This is a genomic window from Pantoea graminicola, assembly GCF_048452665.1.
GTDB lineage: Bacteria > Pseudomonadota > Gammaproteobacteria > Enterobacterales > Enterobacteriaceae > Pantoea.
On sequence record NZ_JBLWSJ010000001.1, the window covers coordinates 172628 to 193892 of the forward strand.

The 21265-nt window shown below is 59.3% G+C and carries 20 protein-coding genes; 10 read left to right on the forward strand and 10 right to left on the reverse strand.

From position 1 onward, the window contains the following. The first annotated feature begins 24 nt into the window (after positions 1-24). The 3 genes from ACNY69_RS00885 (at position 25) to htpG (ending at position 2934) form a co-directional block, all read left to right on the forward strand. Positions 25-357 (forward strand): YbaB/EbfC family nucleoid-associated protein, encoded by a 333-nt coding sequence (locus ACNY69_RS00885; RefSeq protein WP_111140311.1) that lies wholly within the window; start codon positions 25-27, stop codon positions 355-357. Further along, positions 357-962 carry a recombination mediator RecR gene (recR, locus tag ACNY69_RS00890; protein ID WP_111140312.1) on the forward strand — a complete coding sequence of 202 codons (606 nt, stop codon included), beginning with the start codon at positions 357-359 and terminating at the stop codon, positions 960-962. The genes ACNY69_RS00885 and recR overlap by 1 nt, the downstream gene beginning before the upstream one ends. Before the next feature lie 97 nt (positions 963-1059). Beyond that, on the forward strand, positions 1060-2934 hold the full coding sequence (gene htpG / locus ACNY69_RS00895; protein WP_111140313.1) for a molecular chaperone HtpG: 1875 nt from the start codon (positions 1060-1062) through the stop codon (positions 2932-2934). Positions 2935-2966: 32 nt separating this feature from the next. Here htpG and ACNY69_RS00900 read toward each other — a convergent pair whose 3' ends face one another. After that, positions 2967-3836 (reverse strand): LysR substrate-binding domain-containing protein, encoded by an 870-nt coding sequence (locus ACNY69_RS00900; protein WP_111140314.1) that lies wholly within the window; start codon positions 3834-3836, stop codon positions 2967-2969. Positions 3837-4023: 187 nt separating this feature from the next. On the opposite strand from ACNY69_RS00900, the gene ACNY69_RS00905 reads away from it, so the two are divergent. The 4 genes from ACNY69_RS00905 (at position 4024) to ACNY69_RS00920 (ending at position 8090) form a co-directional block, all read left to right on the forward strand. After that, positions 4024-4899: a DUF6024 family protein gene (locus ACNY69_RS00905; RefSeq protein WP_293770829.1), complete on the forward strand. Its 876-nt coding sequence runs from the start codon at positions 4024-4026 to the stop codon at positions 4897-4899. A gap of 114 nt (positions 4900-5013) precedes the next feature. Further along, on the forward strand, positions 5014-5658 hold the full coding sequence (gene adk / locus ACNY69_RS00910) for an adenylate kinase (RefSeq protein WP_111140316.1): 645 nt from the start codon (positions 5014-5016) through the stop codon (positions 5656-5658). A gap of 113 nt (positions 5659-5771) precedes the next feature. Then, the gene (gene hemH / locus ACNY69_RS00915) at positions 5772-6731 is read left to right on the forward strand and encodes a ferrochelatase (protein WP_111140317.1); all 960 of its coding nucleotides are present in this window, start codon (positions 5772-5774) and stop codon (positions 6729-6731) included. Positions 6732-6788: 57 nt separating this feature from the next. Further along, positions 6789-8090: an inosine/guanosine kinase gene (locus ACNY69_RS00920; RefSeq protein WP_111140318.1), complete on the forward strand. Its 1302-nt coding sequence runs from the start codon at positions 6789-6791 to the stop codon at positions 8088-8090. A 92-nt stretch (positions 8091-8182) separates the two neighbouring features. Here ACNY69_RS00920 and ybaL read toward each other — a convergent pair whose 3' ends face one another. After that, positions 8183-9877 (reverse strand): YbaL family putative K(+) efflux transporter, encoded by a 1695-nt coding sequence (gene ybaL / locus ACNY69_RS00925; protein ID WP_111140319.1) that lies wholly within the window; start codon positions 9875-9877, stop codon positions 8183-8185. A 571-nt stretch (positions 9878-10448) separates the two neighbouring features. Between ybaL and ushA the strand changes: the two genes are divergently transcribed. Then, positions 10449-12173, forward strand: coding sequence for a bifunctional UDP-sugar hydrolase/5'-nucleotidase UshA (ushA, locus tag ACNY69_RS00930; protein ID WP_418797357.1), 1725 nt, complete (start codon positions 10449-10451; stop codon positions 12171-12173). A 31-nt stretch (positions 12174-12204) separates the two neighbouring features. Here the strand turns inward: ushA and ACNY69_RS00935 are convergent, their stop codons facing one another. Continuing rightward, a complete protein-coding gene (locus tag ACNY69_RS00935) occupies positions 12205-12639 on the reverse strand; it encodes a multidrug/biocide efflux PACE transporter (protein ID WP_111140321.1) in 435 nt (144 codons plus the stop codon). Between the two features lie 89 nt (positions 12640-12728). Between ACNY69_RS00935 and ACNY69_RS00940 the strand changes: the two genes are divergently transcribed. After that, positions 12729-13598, forward strand: a complete 870-nt coding sequence (locus ACNY69_RS00940; RefSeq protein WP_111140322.1) for a LysR family transcriptional regulator — start codon at positions 12729-12731, stop codon at positions 13596-13598. On the opposite strand, the gene ybaK is transcribed toward ACNY69_RS00940, so the two are convergent. The 3 genes from ybaK to copA form a co-directional block, all read right to left on the reverse strand. Beyond that, positions 13595-14074 (reverse strand): Cys-tRNA(Pro)/Cys-tRNA(Cys) deacylase YbaK, encoded by a 480-nt coding sequence (gene ybaK / locus ACNY69_RS00945; protein ID WP_111140323.1) that lies wholly within the window; start codon positions 14072-14074, stop codon positions 13595-13597. The two genes, ACNY69_RS00940 and ybaK, sit on opposite strands and share 4 nt — an antisense overlap. Before the next feature lie 173 nt (positions 14075-14247). Then, entirely contained in the window at positions 14248-15051 is an 804-nt protein-coding gene (locus tag ACNY69_RS00950) for a TraB/GumN family protein (protein ID WP_111140324.1), read from the reverse strand. Between the two features lie 70 nt (positions 15052-15121). After that, positions 15122-17632 (reverse strand): copper-exporting P-type ATPase CopA, encoded by a 2511-nt coding sequence (copA, locus tag ACNY69_RS00955; RefSeq protein ID WP_418797358.1) that lies wholly within the window; start codon positions 17630-17632, stop codon positions 15122-15124. A gap of 96 nt (positions 17633-17728) precedes the next feature. Here copA and cueR point away from each other — a divergent pair, with 96 nt between their 5' ends. Continuing rightward, the gene (gene cueR / locus ACNY69_RS00960; RefSeq protein ID WP_293770819.1) at positions 17729-18133 is read left to right on the forward strand and encodes a Cu(I)-responsive transcriptional regulator; all 405 of its coding nucleotides are present in this window, start codon (positions 17729-17731) and stop codon (positions 18131-18133) included. Here cueR and ACNY69_RS00965 read toward each other — a convergent pair. The 4 genes from ACNY69_RS00965 to ACNY69_RS00980 all read right to left on the reverse strand — a co-directional run bounded on the left by ACNY69_RS00965 (position 18121) and on the right by ACNY69_RS00980 (position 21250). Next, positions 18121-18567 carry an NfeD family protein gene (locus ACNY69_RS00965; RefSeq protein ID WP_111138978.1) on the reverse strand — a complete coding sequence of 149 codons (447 nt, stop codon included), beginning with the start codon at positions 18565-18567 and terminating at the stop codon, positions 18121-18123. The two genes, cueR and ACNY69_RS00965, sit on opposite strands and share 13 nt — an antisense overlap. Beyond that, positions 18567-19481, reverse strand: coding sequence for an SPFH domain-containing protein (locus tag ACNY69_RS00970; RefSeq protein ID WP_111138979.1), 915 nt, complete (start codon positions 19479-19481; stop codon positions 18567-18569). The genes ACNY69_RS00965 and ACNY69_RS00970 overlap by 1 nt, the downstream gene beginning before the upstream one ends. Before the next feature lie 58 nt (positions 19482-19539). Further along, positions 19540-20397 (reverse strand): co-chaperone YbbN, encoded by an 858-nt coding sequence (locus ACNY69_RS00975; RefSeq protein ID WP_111138980.1) that lies wholly within the window; start codon positions 20395-20397, stop codon positions 19540-19542. A gap of 79 nt (positions 20398-20476) precedes the next feature. Beyond that, positions 20477-21250, reverse strand: a complete 774-nt coding sequence (locus ACNY69_RS00980; RefSeq protein ID WP_111139036.1) for an SDR family oxidoreductase — start codon at positions 21248-21250, stop codon at positions 20477-20479. Between the last annotated feature and the right edge of the window lie 15 nt (positions 21251-21265).

Sequence of the window (21265 nt, forward strand, 5' to 3'; positions counted from 1 at the left end):
CAGCCTCAGCTGAGAGAGAAGACTATGTTTGGTGGTAAAGGCGGATTGGGCAACCTGATGAAACAGGCCCAGCAGATGCAGGAAAAAATGGCCAAAGCTCAGGAAGAGATCGCCGCAATCGAAGTCACCGGCGAATCGGGTGCGGGCCTGGTCAAAGTGACCATTAACGGCGCGCACAACTGCCGTCGCGTGGAGGTGGATCCGAGCCTTCTGGAAGATGACAAAGATATGCTGGAAGATCTGATCGCGGCCGCGTTCAACGATGCGGCACGTCGCATTGATGAAACCCAGAAAGAGAAAATGGCGTCTGTCTCCTCAGGCATGCAGCTGCCACCAGGCTTTAAGATGCCCTTCTGATGCAAACCAGCCCACTGCTTGAAGCATTGATGGAGTCGCTGCGCTGCCTGCCAGGTGTTGGGCCGAAGTCGGCGCAGCGCATGGCTTTTCAGCTGCTGCAGCGCGATCGCAGCGGAGGCATGCGGCTGGCCCAGGCGCTGACCCGGGCGATGTCGGAGATTGGTCACTGCGCCGATTGCCGGACCTTTACCGAGCAGGAAATCTGCACCATCTGCGCCAATCCACGGCGTCAGCAGAATGGTCAGATCTGCGTGGTGGAAAGTCCGGCGGACATTCACGCCATTGAGCAGACCGGCCAGTTTGGCGGACGCTACTTTGTGCTGATGGGCCACCTCTCGCCGCTCGACGGCATCGGTCCGGCCGATATCGGTCTGGACCGTCTGGAGCAGCGTCTGGAGAGCGAACCGCTGCAGGAGGTGATCCTCGCCACCAACCCGACGGTGGAAGGCGAGGCGACCGCCAACTACATTGCGGAGCTTTGCGGCCAGTATGGCGTCGATGCCAGCCGTATCGCGCACGGCGTGCCGGTGGGCGGTGAGCTGGAGATGGTCGACGGCACCACGCTATCCCACTCACTGGCGGGCCGCCAGAAGTTCAGATTTTAAGCATTTGCCGGTGTTGTGACAGACACCGGCTTGAAATTCTCCCTGTCATCCCCACATCAACCTCAACGTTTGTTCAACCTGTTTTGTTGAGGTAGCAATGACCATGAAAGGACAAGAGACCCGTGGCTTTCAGTCGGAAGTAAAACAACTTCTGCATCTGATGATCCATTCTCTCTATTCAAACAAAGAGATTTTCCTGCGTGAGCTGATCTCCAACGCCTCGGATGCGGCAGACAAGCTGCGCTTCCGCGCGCTGTCAGACTCCAGCCTCTATGAAGGTGATGGCGAGCTGCGCGTTCGTCTCTCTGTTGATAAGGACAACCGTACCCTGACGCTCAGCGACAACGGTATCGGTATGCGTCGCGACGAGGTCATTGAGAACCTCGGGACTATCGCCAAATCGGGCACTAAATCTTTCCTTGAATCCCTGGGCTCCGATCAGGCTAAAGACAGCCAGCTGATCGGTCAGTTCGGTGTAGGTTTCTACTCTGCCTTTATCGTGGCGGACAAAGTCACCGTGCGCACCCGTGCCGCGGGCGCAGCAGCGCATGAAGCGGTATTCTGGGAGTCGGCGGGCGAGGGCGAATATACCCTGGCTGAGATCGAGAAGGCCGATCGCGGTACCGAGATCACCCTGCATCTGCGCGAAGGCGAAGATGAGTTCCTGGATATCTGGCGCGTCCGCAACATCATCAGCAAATACTCCGATCACATCGCGCTGCCGGTGGAGATCGAAGCTAAAGATGAAGAGGGCGAGGGCACGCACTGGGAAAAAATCAACAAAGCCCAGGCGCTGTGGACCCGCAATAAATCTGACATCAGCGACGAAGAGTACAACGAGTTCTACAAGCATATCGCCCACGACTTCAGCGATCCGGTCGCCTGGAGCCACAACCGGGTGGAAGGCAAGCAGGAGTACACCAGCCTGCTCTACATTCCGGCGCGTGCCCCGTTCGATATGTGGAACCGCGATCATAAACATGGCCTGAAGCTCTATGTTCAGCGCGTCTTTATCATGGATGACGCCGAGCAGTTTATGCCGAACTACCTGCGCTTCGTGCGAGGCCTGATTGACTCCAACGATCTGCCGCTGAACGTCTCCCGTGAAATCCTGCAGGACAGCCGGGTGACCCAGAGCCTGCGCGGCGCGCTGACTAAGCGCACCCTGCAGATGCTGGAAAAACTGGCGAAAGATGACAGCGAAAAATATCAGACCTTCTGGAAAGAGTTTGGTCTGGTGCTGAAAGAGGGCCCGGCAGAAGATCACGCCAATCAGGAAGCGATTGCGAAGCTGCTGCGTTTTGCGACCACGCAGAGCGACGGCGCGGCGCAGACCATTTCCCTGGAAGATTACGTCAGCCGCATGGTGGAAGGTCAGGAGAAGATCTACTATATCACCGCTGACAGCTATGCCGCCGCGAAGAGCAGCCCGCATCTGGAGCTGTTCCGCAAAAAAGGCATCGAAGTGCTGCTGCTCTCCGATCGCATCGACGAATGGATGATGAGCTACCTCACCGAGTTCGACGGCAAAGCGTTCCAGTCAGTCAGCAAGGCGGACGAATCGCTGAGCAAGCTGGCGGACGAAGAGACCGAAGAGCAGAAAGAAGCAGAAAAGGCGCTGGAGCCGTTTGTTGAGCGGGTGAAAAACCTGCTGGGCGAGCGCGTGAAAGAGGTGCGTCTGACGCATCGTCTGACCGATACGCCTGCCATCGTGACCACCGATGCCAACGAGATGACCACCCAGATGGCGAAGCTGTTTGCGGCGGCCGGACAGGAGGTGCCGGAGGTGAAATATCTGTTTGAACTCAACCCGGATCACCCGCTGGTGAAACGCGTTGCGGATACCCAGGATGAAGCACGCTTCGGCGAGTGGATCGAGCTGCTGCTCGATCAGGCGCTGCTGGCAGAGCGCGGCACCCTGGACGATCCTAACCAGTTTATCCGTCGCATGAACCAGCTGCTGACGGCATAACGCTAAAAGCCGGTGAGATTCACCGGCTTTTTTTATGGCTGCGCGGCATCCTGCAGCCAGGCGCGAAACAGGCTGATCTCTCTGTCGTGACGCCGGCTCTGCTTCGTCATCATCCAGGTGGCGCGTTCCACCCGCACAAAACCTAATGGGGCGAGCAGCGTTCCCTCTTCCAGCTCCCGGCGCACCAGCAGACGCGGCGCCATCAGGATCCCGAGACCACTTCGCGCAGCCTGAATCCCCAGCGTCAGCGTTTCAAAATGCTGCCCCCCGGTAAACTGTCCCGTGCTTCCCGTTCTTTCTGCCCACTCCGACCAGGCGTGCCGCCGGGTATCTGCATGCAGCAGGGGCATCGTTGCCAGATCCCTGCTCGCCCGCAGCTGCGAGGCAAAGTGTGGGGCGCAGAGCGGGCCAATCTCCTCTTCGCTGATCAGGGTCGCATCAATGTCGGCTTCGGGGCGCTCACTCTGGCTCAGGATCAGCACATCCACATGTTCACTGTGCAGCTGTGCAACCTCTGCCAGCGGCTGAAAGTGAACGTCGATCTCCGGATAGCGCTGATAAAAGGTGGCGATACGGGGGATCAGCCATTGCGATAAAAAGCTGGGGGGACAGGAGATGCGGATCTGCTCCAGCAGGCCGGTCCGGATGTGCTCACAGCTGGTCCGCAGTTCGCTGAACGCCTGCTGACAGCTCAGCAGCAGCCGATCGCCGTGTGAGGTAAGCCTGACGCGGCCATTACTGCGTACAAACAGCGGCTTGCCCATCCAGCTTTCGAGCTGACGGATCTGATGACTGATGGCGCTGTGTGTGACATGCAGATGGACAGCCGCCACGCTAAAACTGCAGTGTAAGGCCGCCTGATGAAAATAGTGCAGCGCCCTCAGTGGCGGCAAACCGTTCATCCTTATCCCCTGTGCAAAAAACTAACAGGGATTGTCAGTTTATATCATTTTAAAGTCCAGCCGCATTGACCTACTCTACAGGGCAAATTCTGGCGGGTTGACTCAGCCTTATATCTGTGATTTTTCACGGATATTCCGCCTCGCTTAACCTGCGCTCACGCCGCACACTGACCAAAGCGAGACAGCCATGGCACACGGTTCTTCACCCTCTGAAACGTCAGCAGAGGCGCGCCATCGGTTACGTCTGGCGCTTTCACGCTTTTACAGTCTGGAGCAGTTCGATCTCTTCTTTGCCCCTTCGCTGCATGTGGCGAAAGTCCTGCTTTCTCAGCTGTTTCTGCGTCAGGAGCAGGCGCGCAACCAGCAGCGTTACGCCTCGCGCTATCCGATAACCGAACTGACGACGTTGCCCGCAGTGCCGCTGATTGCGGGCAGCATTATGCTGGTGCCGCATGTTGAACTGCCCAACGGGCGGGTGCGTCCGCTGCGCGACTGCCAGAATCAGGGGGTGACGGAGGCGAGCGAGAGTTTCGCCAGCGTGCTGCATCAGAAGCTGATCGATGAGGCGCATCTGTTTGTCACCCGACTGGATCGCCACGCCGAGATCTGCAGCGATCTGGTGCTGGTGGCGTTACGCACCCACGACTTCAGCACCCTGGTGCGCAGCGAACTACGCCTGTTTGAACAGGGACTGACCCTGACCGCGACCCAGGACGCCCTTCGCCGCCTCCGCGACCCGCAGTGGCGGCCTTACAACGCCGCGACCGTCGATGCGCTCTCTCTCTCCAGCCCGCTGCCGCTGAACTCCTGTCATCAGCCCGGCCTGCCCTTTGCCAGCTTTAACGTGCCGCCTGCCCTGATTTCGACGCTGTCAGACGCTGACGATGTAGTGAAATGGCCACAGCACTCCCGGCTGCAACTCAATGCGAACGTGCGCGGCAGCGGTAAAAAAAGCGTAAATATGACGCACCAGCTGAGCCGGCGGCTGCAGTTCCTGCTCGGTGCAGGCGGTAAATCTGAAAAAATGGCAGGCAGGCCCGGCGGGCCCGCTTCAGGACACTGAATCCCGTGAGATTGCCCGGTGCAATCCGCGCGCTTCCTTGTGATGCGCGGGTCATAATGGTATGTTCTTCGGCTTCGAAGATAGATCAATGCGATTCGCAAGGGGATTTACGCAATGCGTATTATTCTGCTCGGAGCTCCGGGCGCAGGTAAGGGGACTCAGGCCCAATTCATCATGGAGAAGTATGGCATTCCGCAAATCTCCACCGGCGACATGTTGCGTGCAGCGGTAAAAGCAGGCAGCGAGCTGGGCAACCAGGCGAAAGCCATTATGGATGCTGGCAAACTGGTGACCGATGAGCTGGTGATTGCGCTGGTGAAAGAGCGTATCACCCAGGAAGACTGCAAAAATGGTTTCCTGCTGGACGGTTTCCCACGCACCATTCCTCAGGCGGATGCAATGAAAGAAGCCGGGATCACCGTTGATCACGTTCTGGAGTTCGCTGTTCCGGATGAACTGATCGTTGAGCGTATCGTGGGCCGTCGCGTTCACACGCCATCTGGCCGCGTCTATCACGTCACCTTTAATCCACCGAAAGTGGAAGGCAAAGATGACGTGACCGGCGAAGAGCTGACCACCCGTAAAGACGATCAGGAAGAGACCGTGCGCAAACGCCTGGTGGAGTACCATCAGATGACCGCGCCGCTGATTGCTTACTACAGCAAAGAAGCGGAAGCGGGCAACACCGCCTATCACAAAATCGACGGCACCCGTAAAGTGACCGAAGTGAGTGCCGAACTGGCTAAGATCCTCGGCTAAGCGCAGTGGGGCCGGGATTACCGGCCCCTTTTGCAGTAATTGCTTTTACCTCCCACTAATTCCGCTACAATTTCCCTGTTTTCACGCATCTCCGTAGTCATCAAGGAACTCAAATGAGGCAAGATAAGCCCGGCGTATTACTGGTTAATTTAGGTACACCAGACGCCCCAACCACACCTGCAGTTAAACGTTATCTCAAACAGTTTTTAAGCGATCCGCGCGTGGTCGATGCGCCCCGCTGGCTCTGGTGGCCGGTGCTCAATGCTGTGATTCTGCCGTTTCGCTCGCCGCGCGTGTCGAAGCTCTACGCTTCAGTCTGGATGGAAGGTGGCTCCCCGCTGCTGGTCTACAGCCAGCGTCAGCGCGATGCCCTGGCGGCGCGTGTCGATATGCCCGTCGAACTGGGCATGAGCTACGGTAATCCGAGCCTGAAAAGCGCGGTCGATAAGCTGATGGCGCAGGGGGTTACCCGCCTGATCGTGCTGCCGCTCTATCCGCAATTCTCCTGCTCTACTGTGGCGGCCGTGTGGGATGGTCTGACAACGGTCTTCAGAGGCTACCGTTCGCTGCCCGACGTGCAGTTCATCCGTGACTACGCCGAACATCCGGCCTATATCGCTGCGCTGAAAGCGACGGTAGAGCGATCCTTTGAAAAGCATGGTCAGCCCGACCTGCTGGTTCTGTCGTTCCACGGCATTCCACAGCGGTTTGCCAACGAAGGCGATGACTATCCGCAGCGCTGCGCCGATACGACGGCGGCCCTGGTGAAAGCACTGGGCCTGCGCGACGATCAATATATGATGACTTTCCAGTCGCGCTTTGGCCGTGAGCCCTGGCTGATGCCTTATACCGACAAAACCATGGAGAGTCTGCCGGGTAAAGGGATAAAGCATGTGCAGGTGATGAGTCCGGGCTTCTCCTCCGACTGCCTGGAGACGCTGGAAGAGATCAGCGGTGAAAACTGCGAAATCTTCATGCACGCCGGGGGCGAGAAGTTTGAGTATATCCCTGCGCTGAACGCCGATGAGGCGCATATCGACATGATGGAACAACTGGTTAACGCTCGCCGTTAAAGCCAGGGCGGAGAGTGTGGTATCATTCTCCGCCTGTTTTCCAGACGGCACCTCCCGATGAAATTTCCCGGCAAACGCAAATCCAAACATTACTTTCCTGTCAGCGCACGCGACCCCCTGTTACAGCCTATTCAGCATGACGTTGATGCGGGCAGTTGGGTGGTGGGTATCGATCAGACGCTGGTCGATATTGAAGCTAAAGTCGATGACGCTTTTCTCGCCCGTTATGGCCTGAGCGCCGGGCACTCGCTGGTTATCGATAATGATGTCGCGGAAGCGTTGTACAGTGAGCTGATGCGCGACGCGCTGATTACCCATCAGTTTGCCGGTGGCACCATCGGTAACACGCTGCACAACTTCTCGGTGCTGGCCGATGACCGCTCGGTACTGCTGGGCGTGATGTGCAACAACATCCAGATCGGTGGTTACGCCTATCGCTACCTCTGCAACACCTCCAGCCGGGTCGATCTTAACTATCTGCAGGGTGTCGATGGCGCCATTGGCCGCTGCTTTACGCTGATTGGCGAACATGGCGAGCGAACCTTTGCGATCAGCCCCGGCCAGATGAATCAGCTGCATCCGGATAACGTGCCGGAAGCGGTGATCGCCGGTGCCTCTGCGCTGGTGCTGACCTCTTACCTGGTGCGCTGCGCCGAAGGGGAACCGATGCCGCAGGCGACGCTGAAGGCGATCGAGTACGCCAAACGTCACAACGTGCCGGTCGTTCTGACGCTGGGCACTAAACATGTTATCGCTGACAATCCTCAGTTCTGGCGCGACTTCCTGCGTGAGCACGTCAGCATCGTGGCGATGAATGAAGAGGAGGCGCTGGCGCTGACCGGCGAAGCCGATCCGCTGCTCGCGTCCAACATGGCGCTCGACTGGGTGGATCTGGTGCTCTGCACCGCGGGCCCCATCGGACTCTATATGGCGGGCTACACCGAGGATGAGTTCAAACGCAAAACCAACCATCCGCTGCTGCCTGGCGCGATTGCGGAGTTCAACCAGTATGAGTTCAGCCGGGTGATGCGCCAGCAGGATTGCCAGCAGCCGCTGCGCGTTTTCTCGCACATCGCGCCTTACATGGGCGGGCCGGAAAAGATCATGAACACCAACGGTGCCGGCGATGGTGCGCTGGCAGCGTTACTGCATGACATCACTGCCAATAACTATCACAGCCTCAACGTGCCTAACTCCAGCAAACATGCCCGTCCTTATCTGACCTACTCGTCGCTGGCGCAGGTCTGCAAGTATGCCAATCGCGTCAGCTATCAGGTGCTGAACCAGCACTCGCCGCGTTTAACCCGCGGCCTGCCGGAGCGGGAAGACAGCCTCGAAGAGTCTTACTGGGATCGGTAACGCCGGGCCTTGGGGCGATAAAAAAGGCCCTTCTCAACAGAAGGGCCTCAGAGGAAACCATCAGCAGCCTGCCAGGTTTTACTGAACAGGGATCAGCGCACCACATCGCAGGGCTGTAAATCTTCACCCTGTGTCATCTCATCCTGCAGGATCTGCAGCATACTGCTGGCAATCTCACGCTCACCCATCACCACGCGGGTCGCGCCCCGTTCCATGATGTACTCTACCTCGTCGTCATAGTGCGCCCGGGCGATAATCTCAATATCGGGATGTTTTTCCCGTGCGGCGGTGACCACTTCACCCGCTTCGTAGCCATTCGGGATCGTCAGCAGCAGCCAGCGTGCGCAGTCGAGCCGTGCCAGCTCCATCGTCTCCGCGCGTGCGGCATTACCCAGAACCGCCCGGATACCCCGTTCGCGCAGGGCTTCGACCCGGGTGCGGGAATTTTCCACCACCACCAGCGGGACATTTGCCTCCAGCAGTTTCTGACCAATCAGGCTGCCCACCCGGCCATACCCCACGATCACGGCGTGATTGCAGAAGTCGACCGGGATCTGTTTCTCCTCTTCGATCGCCTCTTCCAGGGTCTGCTCCTCCATGCTCTCCGTTTTCGCCAGGAAACGCTCCAGCAGGGTAAACAGGATCGGGTTAAGCATAATTGACAGGATGGCGGCGGCCAGCACCAGGTTGCGCCCCTCATCGCTCAGCAGCCCCAGCGAGATACCCAGACCGGCCAGGATAAAGGCGAACTCACCAATCTGCGCCAGGCTGACCGAGATGGTCAGGGCGGTACGGCGTGAATGGCCGAGCAGCGACACCAGCAGCCAGGCGGCGACCGACTTACCGACCACAATAATCACCAGCGCGCCCAGCACGGCCAGCGGCTGCGTCACCAGGATCGCCGGGTCGAACAGCATGCCGACCGAAACGAAGAAGAGCACGGCAAAGGCGTCGCGCAGGGGCAGGGTGTCGCGCGCGGCGCGATGGCTCAGCTCTGACTCGTTCAGCACCATACCGGCGAAGAACGCGCCCAGCGCAAAGGAGACATCGAAGAACTCCACCGCTCCGAACGCGATGCCCAGTGCCAGGGCCAGCACCGCCAGCGTAAACAGCTCACGCGAACCGGTGGCGGCGCTGCGGGCGAGGATCCAGGGCACTGCACGGCGTCCCACCACCATCATCAGCACCATAAAGGCCGCCACTTTCCCGATGGTCCACAGCAGATCCCAGGCCAGCAGTCCGGCGCTGGCGTTGCCCTGTTCCATCATGCCGGCAATCGCCGGCAGCAGCACCAGCGTCAGCACCATCACCAGATCTTCAACAATCAGCCAGCCAATCGCAATCTGCCCGCGCTGGCTGTCGATCAGCTGCCGCTCCTCTAACGCGCGCAGCAATACCACGGTACTGGCGGTGGAGAGACAGAGACCAAATACCAGGCCGGTCATCCACGACCAGCCCAGCGTCCATGACAGGCCCATTCCCAGTAACGTCGCGACCGCAATCTGTGCAATGGCACCGGGAATGGCGATCGACTTTACCGACATCAGATCTTTCATCGAGAAGTGCAGACCGACGCCGAACATCAGCAGGATAACGCCCAGTTCTGCCAGTTCAGGGGCCAGATTGGTATCGGCGACAAAGCCGGGGGTAAAGGGCCCCGCCAGTACGCCCGCTATCAGGTAGCCGACCAGCGGCGAAATACGCAGGCGATTCGCCAGCATCCCAAGGAGAAACGCCAGAACCAGTGCCCCGACAATGGTGGTGATCAACGGTGTGGTGTGATGCATGCCTGTCTCCTTGTATGCAAATGTATCCGCTTGTAACAAACGAGTTTAATGCAAAATCAATTCCTTCGCTGTGTAATTTGCGGGAATAGCTGCAAAAAATCGTAAAAAAAAGTGATATATGCAATCGAAAGGGCATTTTAGCGCATTATCCATAATGATGGCCGATTTGACGGTTTCAACCGGCCCAGACAAACAAAAATTATCCCCGTTAAACTCCCTGCCGATGGTCGGTTTAAGCAGAAAATGCGTCAGCCGTAAGGATAAAGCGGGTGAGCCGCCGTTTTACTGGCGTAAACAAACGATTAACATCAGAAATGCCAGCCCGCCCTGATAGTCGTTACAGAAACGGGCGCAGAGAAAAATGGCCTGACTTACAGGGCCAGACGCAGAAAAAACGGGCCAGCGATGAAAAGCGGCGCCTCTCCTGCAGCGCAAATGCGAGTTGGCCTTGAGTTCACCGGGGGAATGTGCGACACAGAGGGGCAAAGAGGCAGAAAATCGGGCCAGACGGTCATTAAGGAGAATCACAGTGTTGTTATCGAAATGGACAGGGGCGGGTGCGGCATTACTGATGGCTCTGATGCCGCTGTTGTCACAGGCCGCCGTGGCCGACCGCACCTATCGCTTCAGCCTGCTGCACACTAACGATGAGCACGGACATTTCTGGTTTAACGAGCAGGGCGAGTATGGCCTCGCGGCGCAGAAAACCCTGATGGATACGCTGCGCTACGATGTGCAGGCCAGAGGCGGGGGCGCACTGATCCTCTCTGCCGGTGATGTGAACACGGGCGTGCCGGAATCTGACGAGCTGGATGCCGAACCCGATTTCCGCGCCATGAACCTGATTGGCTACGATGCCATGACGCTGGGCAATCATGAGTTCGACAAACCGATTGCGGTTCTGCGCAAGCAGGAGAAGTGGGCGCGCTTCCCGCTGCTGGCCGCCAACGTTTATCAGAAAAGCAGCGGCCAGCGTCTGTTTAAGCCGTGGGCCGTTTTCAACCGTCTCGGACTGAAAATTGCGGTTGTCGGGCTGATCACGCCGGACACCGCAAAACTTGCCAATCCTGCGGGCCTTAAAGATACCGAGTTCCGCGATCCTGTCGCCGAAGCGGTGAAGGCGGTGAAGCAGCTGCGTGCGACGGAGAAGCCAGACGTGATTGTCGCGCTGACCCATCTTGGCCACTATGACAATGGCCAGCACGGCAGCAACGGTATTGATGATGTTACCCTGGCGCGCAGCCTGCCAGCCGGCACGATCGATCTGATTGTCGGCGGACATTCACATGACGCGGTCTGCATGGAAAAAGAGAACGTCAGCGTAAAAAATTATCAGCCCGGCCAGCCGTGTCAGCCTGATAAGCAGAACGGGATCTGGATCATGCAGGCCGACAAGTGGGGCAAATATGTCGGACGGGGCGATTTCACGTTCCGCAACGGTGAGGTGACGCTGGAGGCGTATCAGCTGGTGCCGGTCAACCTTAAGCATCCGGTGAAGAATGCGGATGGCAGCGAAACCTGGCTCAACTGGCAGGAGGAGATCCCAAAGAATACCGCCATGATGAAGCTGCTGATGCCGTTCCAGAAACGGGCCGAGGCGAAGTTAACCGAGAGCGTCGGCAGCGCCGATGGCAGCTTCAGCGGTGAAAAAGAGCAGGTCCGCTTTCAGCAGACCAGTCTGGGCCAGCTGATCCTGCGGGCGCAGATGGCACACACCAAAGCCGATTTCGGGGTGATGAGTGGCGGAGGTATTCGCACCTCGCTGAGGTCGGGCAAGCTGAATTGGCGCGATCTGCTGCAGGTTCAGCCGTTTGGTAATCAGGTGGTGTCGGTCAGCCTCACCGGTGCGGAAATTAAACGCTATCTGGCGGTGGTCGCGAACATTCAGCCTGACTCAGGCGGTTATGCGCAGTTTGCCGGCGTCGGCCTGACCGCCGATGGAAAAGGGGTCAGCAACGTCACAATTAACGGTAAGCCGATTGACGACGCGCAGCACTATCGCATGGCGACGAACAGCTTCAATGCGGCGGGCGGTGATGGCTATCCGCGACTGGACGATCATGCCGGTTATCTCAACACCGGCGCCGTCGATGCGCAGGTCCTGCGTGACTGGATCAGGACGCATTCGCCGGTGAAAGCCAGTGACTATCAGCCCAGGGGAGAGATCGTTCATCTGACCGATGAACAGATCCGGGCCAGGGATGAAGCGGCGGAAAAAGCGCGTAAGCGTAACTATCCAAAAATGATTCTGGCGTGGATCTGGCCGTGGGGAAATGAAACGGCCGCCTCGCACTGAACGCACCGGGAGGCGCCTGCGCCTCCCGTTTTTATGACGCCCGGCAGGGGTGACGTCTGATCCAGCGCTCGCGCAGTTTGTCCCAGACCCAGTTGTAGAGCATCGTGTAGGGCAGGAAGAAGAGGAAAAAGACGATTTCCACCAGCAGCGCCTGCCACAGGGAGATGTGCAGCATCGCGGCCGCAATCGGCAGGCCAATCAGGATAAATCCGCCTTCAAACCCCAGCGCATGCAGTATGCGCACGCCCGTGCCGCGCTTCTGGCCTGGCGCGTAGAGACGATCAAATCCGCTGTTATAGATCATGTTCCAGAGCATCGCGACGGTCGAGAGTATGATCGCCAGTGATCCCATCTGAAACAGGGGCTTATTCATAATCCAGGCCGCCAGGGGCGATACGGTCAGAATCGCCAGCGTTTCAAAACAGACAGCGTGCAGAATACGTTCTTTCAGTGAGCGGGTACGCATAACTCTATCTCCTTGCATAATGCGGCGCATTCTTACACGCCGGAATGCTAAGATAAAATGATTACCTATCGGAAAAAGCGATGGATTAAATGCGTTACTCCCCGGAATCTCTTGAGGCGTTTATGCAGACCGTGGCGAGCGGATCGTTCTCCGCTGCGGCGCGCGCGCTGGGTAAAAGTCAGTCCACCATCAGCGCGGCGGTCGCCAGTCTGGAGGACGATCTCGGCTTTGCGCTGTTTGACCGCGCGGGCCGCCAGCCGATGCTCACCGAGCAGGGACGCCGTGTCGTCCCGCAGATCCAGCAGATCCTGTCGGCGAGTGAGCGGCTGGATGCGCTGGCAATACGACTGTCGCAGGGCGTCGAGCCACGGCTCAGTTTTGCCATGTCCGATTTCTGGCAAACCGATCACCACGAACAGCTGCTCAGGCAGTTTGATGCCCGTTACCCGGAGATTGAGCTGGAAGTCATGATTGCTGAGGATGGCGATGTGCTGGATCTGCTGCAGGCCGGGCGGGTTCACCTGGGGGTGGTGCGGGCGCAGCCTGTTCTGCCGGTGGATATCGCAGTGGCACGCCTGCAGGTTGAGGCACAGATGGCGGTTTTTTTACATCGCGATCATCCGCTGGCCCGGCATAACACCCTCAGTGAAAGCGAGCTGGAAGGCGTCCGGCATCTGCGACTCAACACCTGGATAGAGGCCGCTGAACCCGCACCAACGGGGCGTATCTGGTCAGCGCCGACCTATCTGCTGCTGCTGGAGATGGCGGAGCAGGGATTTGGCTGGACGATCCTGCCGCGCTGGCTGGTGAAGCAGTTCGGGCATGGCGTCCTGAAGGAGCTGTCGATGCCGGGCTGGCCACAGCATATCGCGGTGGAGGTGGTCTGGTCACGACGCACGCCACCCGGCCCGGCGGGACGCTGGATGATCGATCAGCTCTGCGCTCAGCCACGGGTTTAGTCGTGGCGGGCAATATCGGCAAACGGCGCATCCAGCAGACGAGCCAGATCGTCAGGTGCCAGTTCGATATCCAGCCCGCGCTTGCCGCCGGAGATAAACATGGCGTTGAATGCGCGGGCGGAGTGATCGATCACCGTCGGCAGCCGTTTTTTCTGGCCGAGCGGGCTAATCCCGCCCACCAGATAGCCAGTCACCCGCTGTGCCAGCTGCGGATCGGCCATCTCTGCTTTTTTCGCGCCCAGGGCCTTAGCCACCTTTTTCAGATCCAGCTGGGTCGGCACGGGCGTCACCGCAACGGCTAACTGTTTCGCCTCACCGTTCAGCGCCACCAGCAGCGTTTTAAACACCTGACGTGCATCCAGATTGAGTTTCCGGACCGCTTCATCACCAAAATGGGTTTCGCTGCTGTCATGTTCATAAGGGTGAAGCGTGAAGCTGACTTTCTGTTTTTCCAGTAGTTTTACGGCGGGCGTCATACAGGTTCCTTACTCAGAAAAATCTTATTGCGCATAAACAGGAAAAAAGGTGGCGAAATTTTGTGCTTTGAGTGAAAATTGGCCGCGCGCCAGCAATCCGATTGCTGAGCGATAACCAGAATCATAAACACATTCCTCTTTGACGGGCCGATAATGTTATCGGCTCTCTTTTTTCAGGGCCGCTTCAGCATCTCCGGCAGATTGTCTTCGCCATAGAGGTGCAGGGCGCCGACCGCCACCACATAGTTTCCTGCCGTCAGCGTCTGCAGACGTTGACACCACTGCGCATTGCGCTGTCCGATCAGCGTCTCGTTCAGCGCCTGGCTGAAGGTGGCGGGCAGGGTGATTTCGGGCTGGCGTGGCGGCGTATCCAGCCACCAGCTCACCATCATCTGCAGCAGTCGCGCGTTGGTATGCCAGTGCTGCAGCGTATCCTGCAACAGCGCCATGCCATCATCCGGTAGCGCGGTCAGCAGGGCGATCTGCGCATCGGCCCCTTCCAGCTCAATTACCGGCTTGTTCAGCCCCTTTGCCGCCTGTAAAAGCTGATAATCGATGCCGTAGTCGGGTCGCAACCCCAGCCGCTGGGCCTGCTGAGCCTGCAGCATCAGCGCAACCTGCCAGGCCGGCAGATGGTCAAACAGGCTCAGATCCAGGCTCATCTCCTGGCACAGCGCCGTCAGGGTCTGCATCGCGTGGCTCTCCAGGCGGGCAGAGAGAGCCGGACGATCGCCGCGATGATCAAAGGGTGAGCCCCCCTGGGTTATATCGGCTTCCACAATCAGCGCATCCGCCTGCTGTAACTGACGCAGCAGACGGGCGGGGAGCGGCTGCATATCGCGCGTGCCCATATGGATGCTGCCAACCAGATGCAGATGACGATCGCCAAGCCGGACATCCATCGCAGGCCAGCGGTAACTGGCGGGAAAAAGTTGGCTGATAAAGCCGCGCAGTGAGCGCCAAACGTTGCCTGACATTCCCGTTCCTTAGCGATTCAAAACCCCATGCTAGCGACTTCAGCGTATGAAAAACAGCGCTGAAGCGGGATTACGGACGCGGCGGCCGGTAGCGCAGCAGCCGGTTGGCGTTGCTGACCACGGTGATGGAGGAGAGCGCCATCGCGGCGCCGGCTACAATCGGGCTGAGCAGGGTGCCGGTCAGCGGATAAAGCACTCCGGCCGCCACCGGAATACCGATACTGTTGTAGATAAATGCGCCAAACAGGTTCTGCCGGATATTGCGCAGCGTGGCAGAGGAGAGGGCTAATGCATCCGCCACGCCGTTGAGATCGGCGCGCATCAGCGTAATGCCCGCGGTTTCGACCGCCACATCACTGCCGCCACCCATCGCAATTCCCACATCGGCCTGCGCCAGCGCAGGCGCATCGTTGATGCCGTCGCCCACCATCGCGACGCGGCGACCCTGCTGCTGTAACTGCGCGATAGCCGCGGCTTTTCCTTCCGGCAGCACCCCCGCAATCACCTCATCAATTCCGGCTTCGTCAGCAATGGCACGCGCGGTCTTCTCATGATCGCCGGTCAGCATAATCAGGCGATAGCCCTGCTGATGCAGGCGTTTCAGCGCCGCACTGCTCTCCGGCCGCAGCGCATCACGTAATGCAATCAGACCAGTAAGCTGACCCTGTTCGGCCAGTAAGACCGGCGTGGCACCCTGTTGCGTCAGGCGCGCTATCTCTGCTTCTGCCATCCGGCAGTCCACGCCGTTGTCCTGCAGCAGCGCCGCGTTGCCCAGCAGCAGCGTTCTGCCTTCCAGCGTACCGCTGACGCCTTTGCCGCGTATTGTACGAAATTGCGTTAATTCGGGAGAGCGGGGCAGTTTCGCCGCCTCCACGATGGCTTTCGCCAGCGGATGACCCGAGGTCAGCTCCAGCGCCGCCGCCCGGTTCAGCACGGCTTCGCGGCGGGCTCCGTTCCAGGTCAGCACCTCCATGACCTGCGGTGTGCCTGCCGTCAGCGTGCCGGTTTTATCAAAGACCAGGGTGTCGATCTCGCTGGCACGCTGCAGGGCGTCCGCATCGCGCACCAGCACGCCCAGCTCGGCCGCGCGGCCCACACCGGCAATAATTGACATGGGAGTCGCCAGGCCCAGCGCGCAGGGGCAGGCGATAATCAGTACGGTTGTGGCAATCACCAGCATGTAGGCGATCTGCGGCTGCGGCCCGAACAGATACCAGACCGCGCCGCTCAGCAGGGCGATCAGCACCACAACGGGCACGAATACGGCAGAGATGCGGTCGGCCAGCCGCCCCACATCCGGTTTGCTGCTTTGCGCCTGACGTACCAGCCGGATAATGCGCGAGAGGGTGGTATCGTTGCCGGTCGCCCGGGCGACGAAGGTGACCGATCCATCCTGCACCAGGGTACCGGCAAAGATCGCCGCACCCGAACCTTTGGTCTGCGGCACCGCTTCGCCGGTCAGCATCGCCTCATCAAACCAGGCTTCACCGGTGCTGATTTCACCATCAACCGGTACCCGATCGCCGGTGACCAGGCGCAGCGTCATGCCGGACGTTACGGCACTGACCGGGATCATCCGGTCACCCCCGGGATCAACCAGACGCGCCTGGGCGGGCGTCAGGTCCAGCAGCCGCTCCAGCGCCTCAGACGATCGCTGACGTGCGCGCTGCTCAAGGGCGTGCCCCAGATTGATCAGACCCAGAATCATCACGCTGGCTTCGAAGTAGAGATGGCGCGCCTGAGGCGGGAAAAAGTCGGGCCACAGCACCACGCTGAATGAGTAGATCCAGGCGGCGCCTGTGCCCAACGCCACCAGCGTATCCATGGTGGCGCTGCCATTGCGCAGACTGCGCCAGGCGCTGCGATAGAAGTGGCTGCCGGTGAGCACCATGATCAGCAGGGTCAGCATCCCCAGTCCGCGCCAGAGGCCCTGATTGCTGTCGGTGAGCATCATGTTATCGCCCACCATGCCCCAGATCATCAGCGGCACCCCGAACGCCAGCGCGACCCCAGCCTGCCAGCTGAACCGGCGCATCGCGCTGCGGGCGCTGTGCTGCTGCTTTTCGCGGCGATCCTGTTCGTTGTCCACCACCTCTGCACCATAGCCCGCGGCATCCACGGCGGCCACCAGCTGCTGCGGGTCGGCGTGCCCCAGCACCAGCGCGCTGCGTTCGCCGAGGTTGACCCGCGCCTGGCTGACGCCTGTAACCTGCTGCAGCGCCTTTTCCACGCGACTGACGCAGCTGGCGCAGCTCATGCCCTCAATCAGCAGCATATAGGTGGACTGTGTGTTGTCTGCCGGATGAGAAGCGGACTCCGTTGTCAGCGCCTCCGGCGGCGGCTCCGATGCTGTCAACGGTTCAGGCTTTGGGGAAGCCGCCGGTTTCAGCGTGGCGTGATAACCCGCCTGCTCGATGGTGGCGATCAGCGCAGCGGCGTCCGCCTGACCGGAGACATGCGCCTCCTGCTGGGTGACATCGGCGTGATCAACATCGTCGCGCTGTTCCAGTGCCTCTTTGACGCGTTTGACACAGTGACCACAGGAGAGGCCATCAAGTGCCAGAGAAAGAGTATGTGACATCATCAACTCCCTGGTTAACAGATTTGACCCGCAGGCCAGTTTCGATTCATGCTTAAGCATAAACCTTCCATCAAGGGGAAGGTCAAGGGGACCAGAATGAACATCAGCGATGTGGCGAAGAAGACCGGACTGACCAGCAAGGCGATCCGTTTTTACGAAGAGAAGGGGGTCGTGACCCCGCCGTTACGCAGTGAAAATGGCTACCGCCGCTACAATGCGCATCATCTTGATGAGCTGAACCTGCTGCGCCAGGCGCGGCAGGTCGGCTTTACGCTGGATGAGTGCCGTGAGCTGGTGGCGCTGTTTAACAATCCGTCACGTCACAGCGCGGATGTGAAAGCCCGCACGCTACAGAAAGCGGATGAAATCGCGGCGCATATTGAAGAGCTGCATATGATGCGGGCGCGACTGCTGGCGCTGGCGGAGGCCTGTCCGGGCGATGAGGGAGCGGAGTGCCCCATCATCAACAATCTGGCCGGATGCGCGCATCAGCGGGGCTGAATACGCAGGGTGATCCCCTCTATGCCCACCACCACGACCGGCGTACCCGCGGGCAGATCCTGCTCCGCCTCTACCCGCCAGCTGCTGTCTCCGATGCGCACATGGCCGGTCCGGTTGTGCAGCGCGCTCTCCAGCGTCAGTTGCAGACCGACCATCTGCCTGCCGCGCGCGTTCAGGGCCGTGGGCGGCTGATGCGCTTCACGCTGGCGCATCCAGCGATACCACAGGAAAACGCAGACCAGCGTCAGTACGGCAAACAGCGAGCCCTGGGTGGTCCAGCTGAGCGGGACGATCCACTCAATGATGCCGACGATCAGCGCGGCCAGCCCGCTCCACAGGAGGTAACCGCTGGTACCCAGCATCTCTGCCGCCAGCAGTAATCCGCCCAGCGTCAGCCAGAACCAGTGTGGATGCGCAATGATCCCGACCAGCATCAGCGTGTCGACTCAGTGCGTGATTCCTTCAGCAGTTCACCAATGCCCGCAATCGAACCAAGCAGACTGCTTGCCTCCAGTGGCATCATCACCACTTTGCTGTTGTTGGCCTCGCCGATTTTCTGCAGCGCATCGGTGTATTTCTGCGCCACAAAGTAGTTGATGGCCTGAATATCACCGGCGGCGATCGCTTCCGAAACCATTTTCGTGGCATTCGCTTCAGCCTCAGCCTGACGTTCACGCGCTTCTGCCTGCAGGAACGCCGAGGTACGTTCACCTTCGGCCTTGAGGATCTGCGACTGCTTATCCCCTTCGGCTCGCAGGATCGCCGCCTGGCGCACCCCCTCGGCCGTCAGAATATCGGCGCGCTTGGTGCGCTCCGCTTTCATCTGTGCATTCATCGCCCCCACCAGCTCCTGCGGCGGACGCACGTCGCGGATCTCAATACGGGTGATCTTGACGCCCCACGGGTTGGTTGCCTCATCCACGATATGCAGCAGGCGCGTATTGATGCTGTCGCGCTGAGAGAGCATCTCATCCAGCTCCATGCTGCCCAGTACGGTGCGCATATTGGTCATGGTGAGGTTCAGGATCGCCTGCTCAAGATTGCTGACCTCATAGGCGGCGCGTGCGGGATCAACCACCTGAATAAAGCAGACGGCATCGATGGTCACATTGGCGTTATCTTTGGAGATAATCTCCTGAGAGGGGATATCCAGCACCTGTTCCATCATGTTGATCTTACGACCGACACGATCCATGAACGGGATCACCAGGCTCAGTCCTGGCGTCAGGGTGCGGGTGTAACGGCCAAAACGCTCAACCGTCCACTGAAAGCCCTGCGGCACAATTTTAACGGTCGCCCAGACCGCCACCAGCGCCAGAATAATCAGGGCGGGAATGACTGTAATCATATAACCTCCACATTGTCAGAGTGACGGGCCGAGTCGCTTCGGCCCGAGGTGATGCCGGTTAGTAGAGCAGGGAGTAGAGCTGACGGCGATAACGGGCGGCAAGTGCATCGCCGGTTCCCAGCGCCGCCAGAATCTCCTGCAGCATTTTACGCGCCTGGCCATCAGCGGCATTGAGATCGGATTTGAGGAAGCTGAACAGCAGTTCCAGGGCTTCTTCGTTCCGGCCAACCTGATGCAGCTGTAACGAGAGTTTAGCAGCCAGTCCAGCGTTAGTCGGATCCGCATCCAGCTCCGATTGCAGTTGCTGAATCTCTGGCGTGTCTGCGGCCTGCTTCAGCAGGTCGATCTGCGCCATCAGGCTCTGATAGCGGGTGTCCTGATCCTGAAGCGGTACGACCTTCAGCACCGCTTCCGCTTCATCACTGCGGCTCAGGGTAATCAGCACTTCAGCCAGCAGGAAACCGATCTCGCTGGCCTGATTGCTCAGCTGCCACGCCTCTTTCAGCAGCGGCAGCGCCTCCAGCGGTTTGCCTTCCTGCATCAGCAGCATCGCCTGCTGCGCCTTCAGCTCCTCTTCACGCGGCAGGACTTTTTCCAGCAGGGCGCGGATCGCCTCTTCCGGCTGCGGCCCCTGGAAGCCGTCAACCGGCTGACCATCCTGGAACAGATAGACGGTCGGGATGGATCGCAGACCAAACTGCGCCGCTACCCGCTGCTCTCTGTCACAATCCAGTTTTGCAAGAATAAACTGCCCCGCGTACTCCTGCGCCAGGCGCTCCAGCACCGGCGTCAGCTCCAGACAGTGCTGGCTGCGCTCAGACCAGAAGTAGAACAGCACCGGCAGCTGCATCGACTGCTCAAGGGTCTGCTGCAGGTTAGATTCGTTGATGTCGACGATCGAAGCTTGTGGTGACATGAATAAGTCTCTTTGCAAAAAGTGTTCTAAGGATATGGGGCCAACTGGCCCGGCTTCAAGCGTAATTGCGCCCGGTGAATCAGTGGCTGCGCAAAATGCGATCCAGCATCCAGCCAGGCAGTAACCGTTTCAGCAGGCTCATGACATGTGCGACCACTGTCACCGGATAGCGTAAACGCGGATGAGGGCTCTCGAGTGCGTGACGCAGTTTAGGCAGAATAGCCTCCGGTGGCAGGGTAAAGCGCGCTGCGATGCCGGGATTGCGCACCGGATTATGCTGTTCGCCCTGGGTCACGTTGTCAGTAAAGCGGGTCTCAATCGGACCGGGTTCAATCAGGCTGACCCGAATCCCGCTGCTGCGCACCTCAAGCCGCAGCGCATCGCTCCAGGCCTCCAGCGCATACTTACTGGCGGCATAGGCGCCACGGCCAGGCGTCGAGATCACTCCCAGCACCGAGCTGGTGTTAACAATGCGGCCATCGCCGCTGGCCTGCAGGGCCGGCAGGAGGCGCAGGGTCAGCTGATGAACGCCAAAGAAATTGCTGGAAAACTGCTGTTCCAGCTGCTGACGGGAAAGCGTCCGCAGCGGGCCATAGAGACCAAATCCGGCGTTGTTAAACAGCGCCGCCAGACGGTTGTCACAGAGCGCGAGCACGGCATCCGCCGCCTGATCCACGCTCTGCGGGTCGTCGAGATCCAGCTGTACGCCCGTAAACCCGAGCGTGTTCATGCGCAGGACATCGTCCGCTTTGCGGCAGGCGGCGATGACCCGGTAACCCCGTGCCAGCAGATCCTGCGCGGCGACCAGGCCAATACCGCTGGAACAACCTGTAATCAGAATGGTTTTTTGCATTTCTTTACCCTTTTT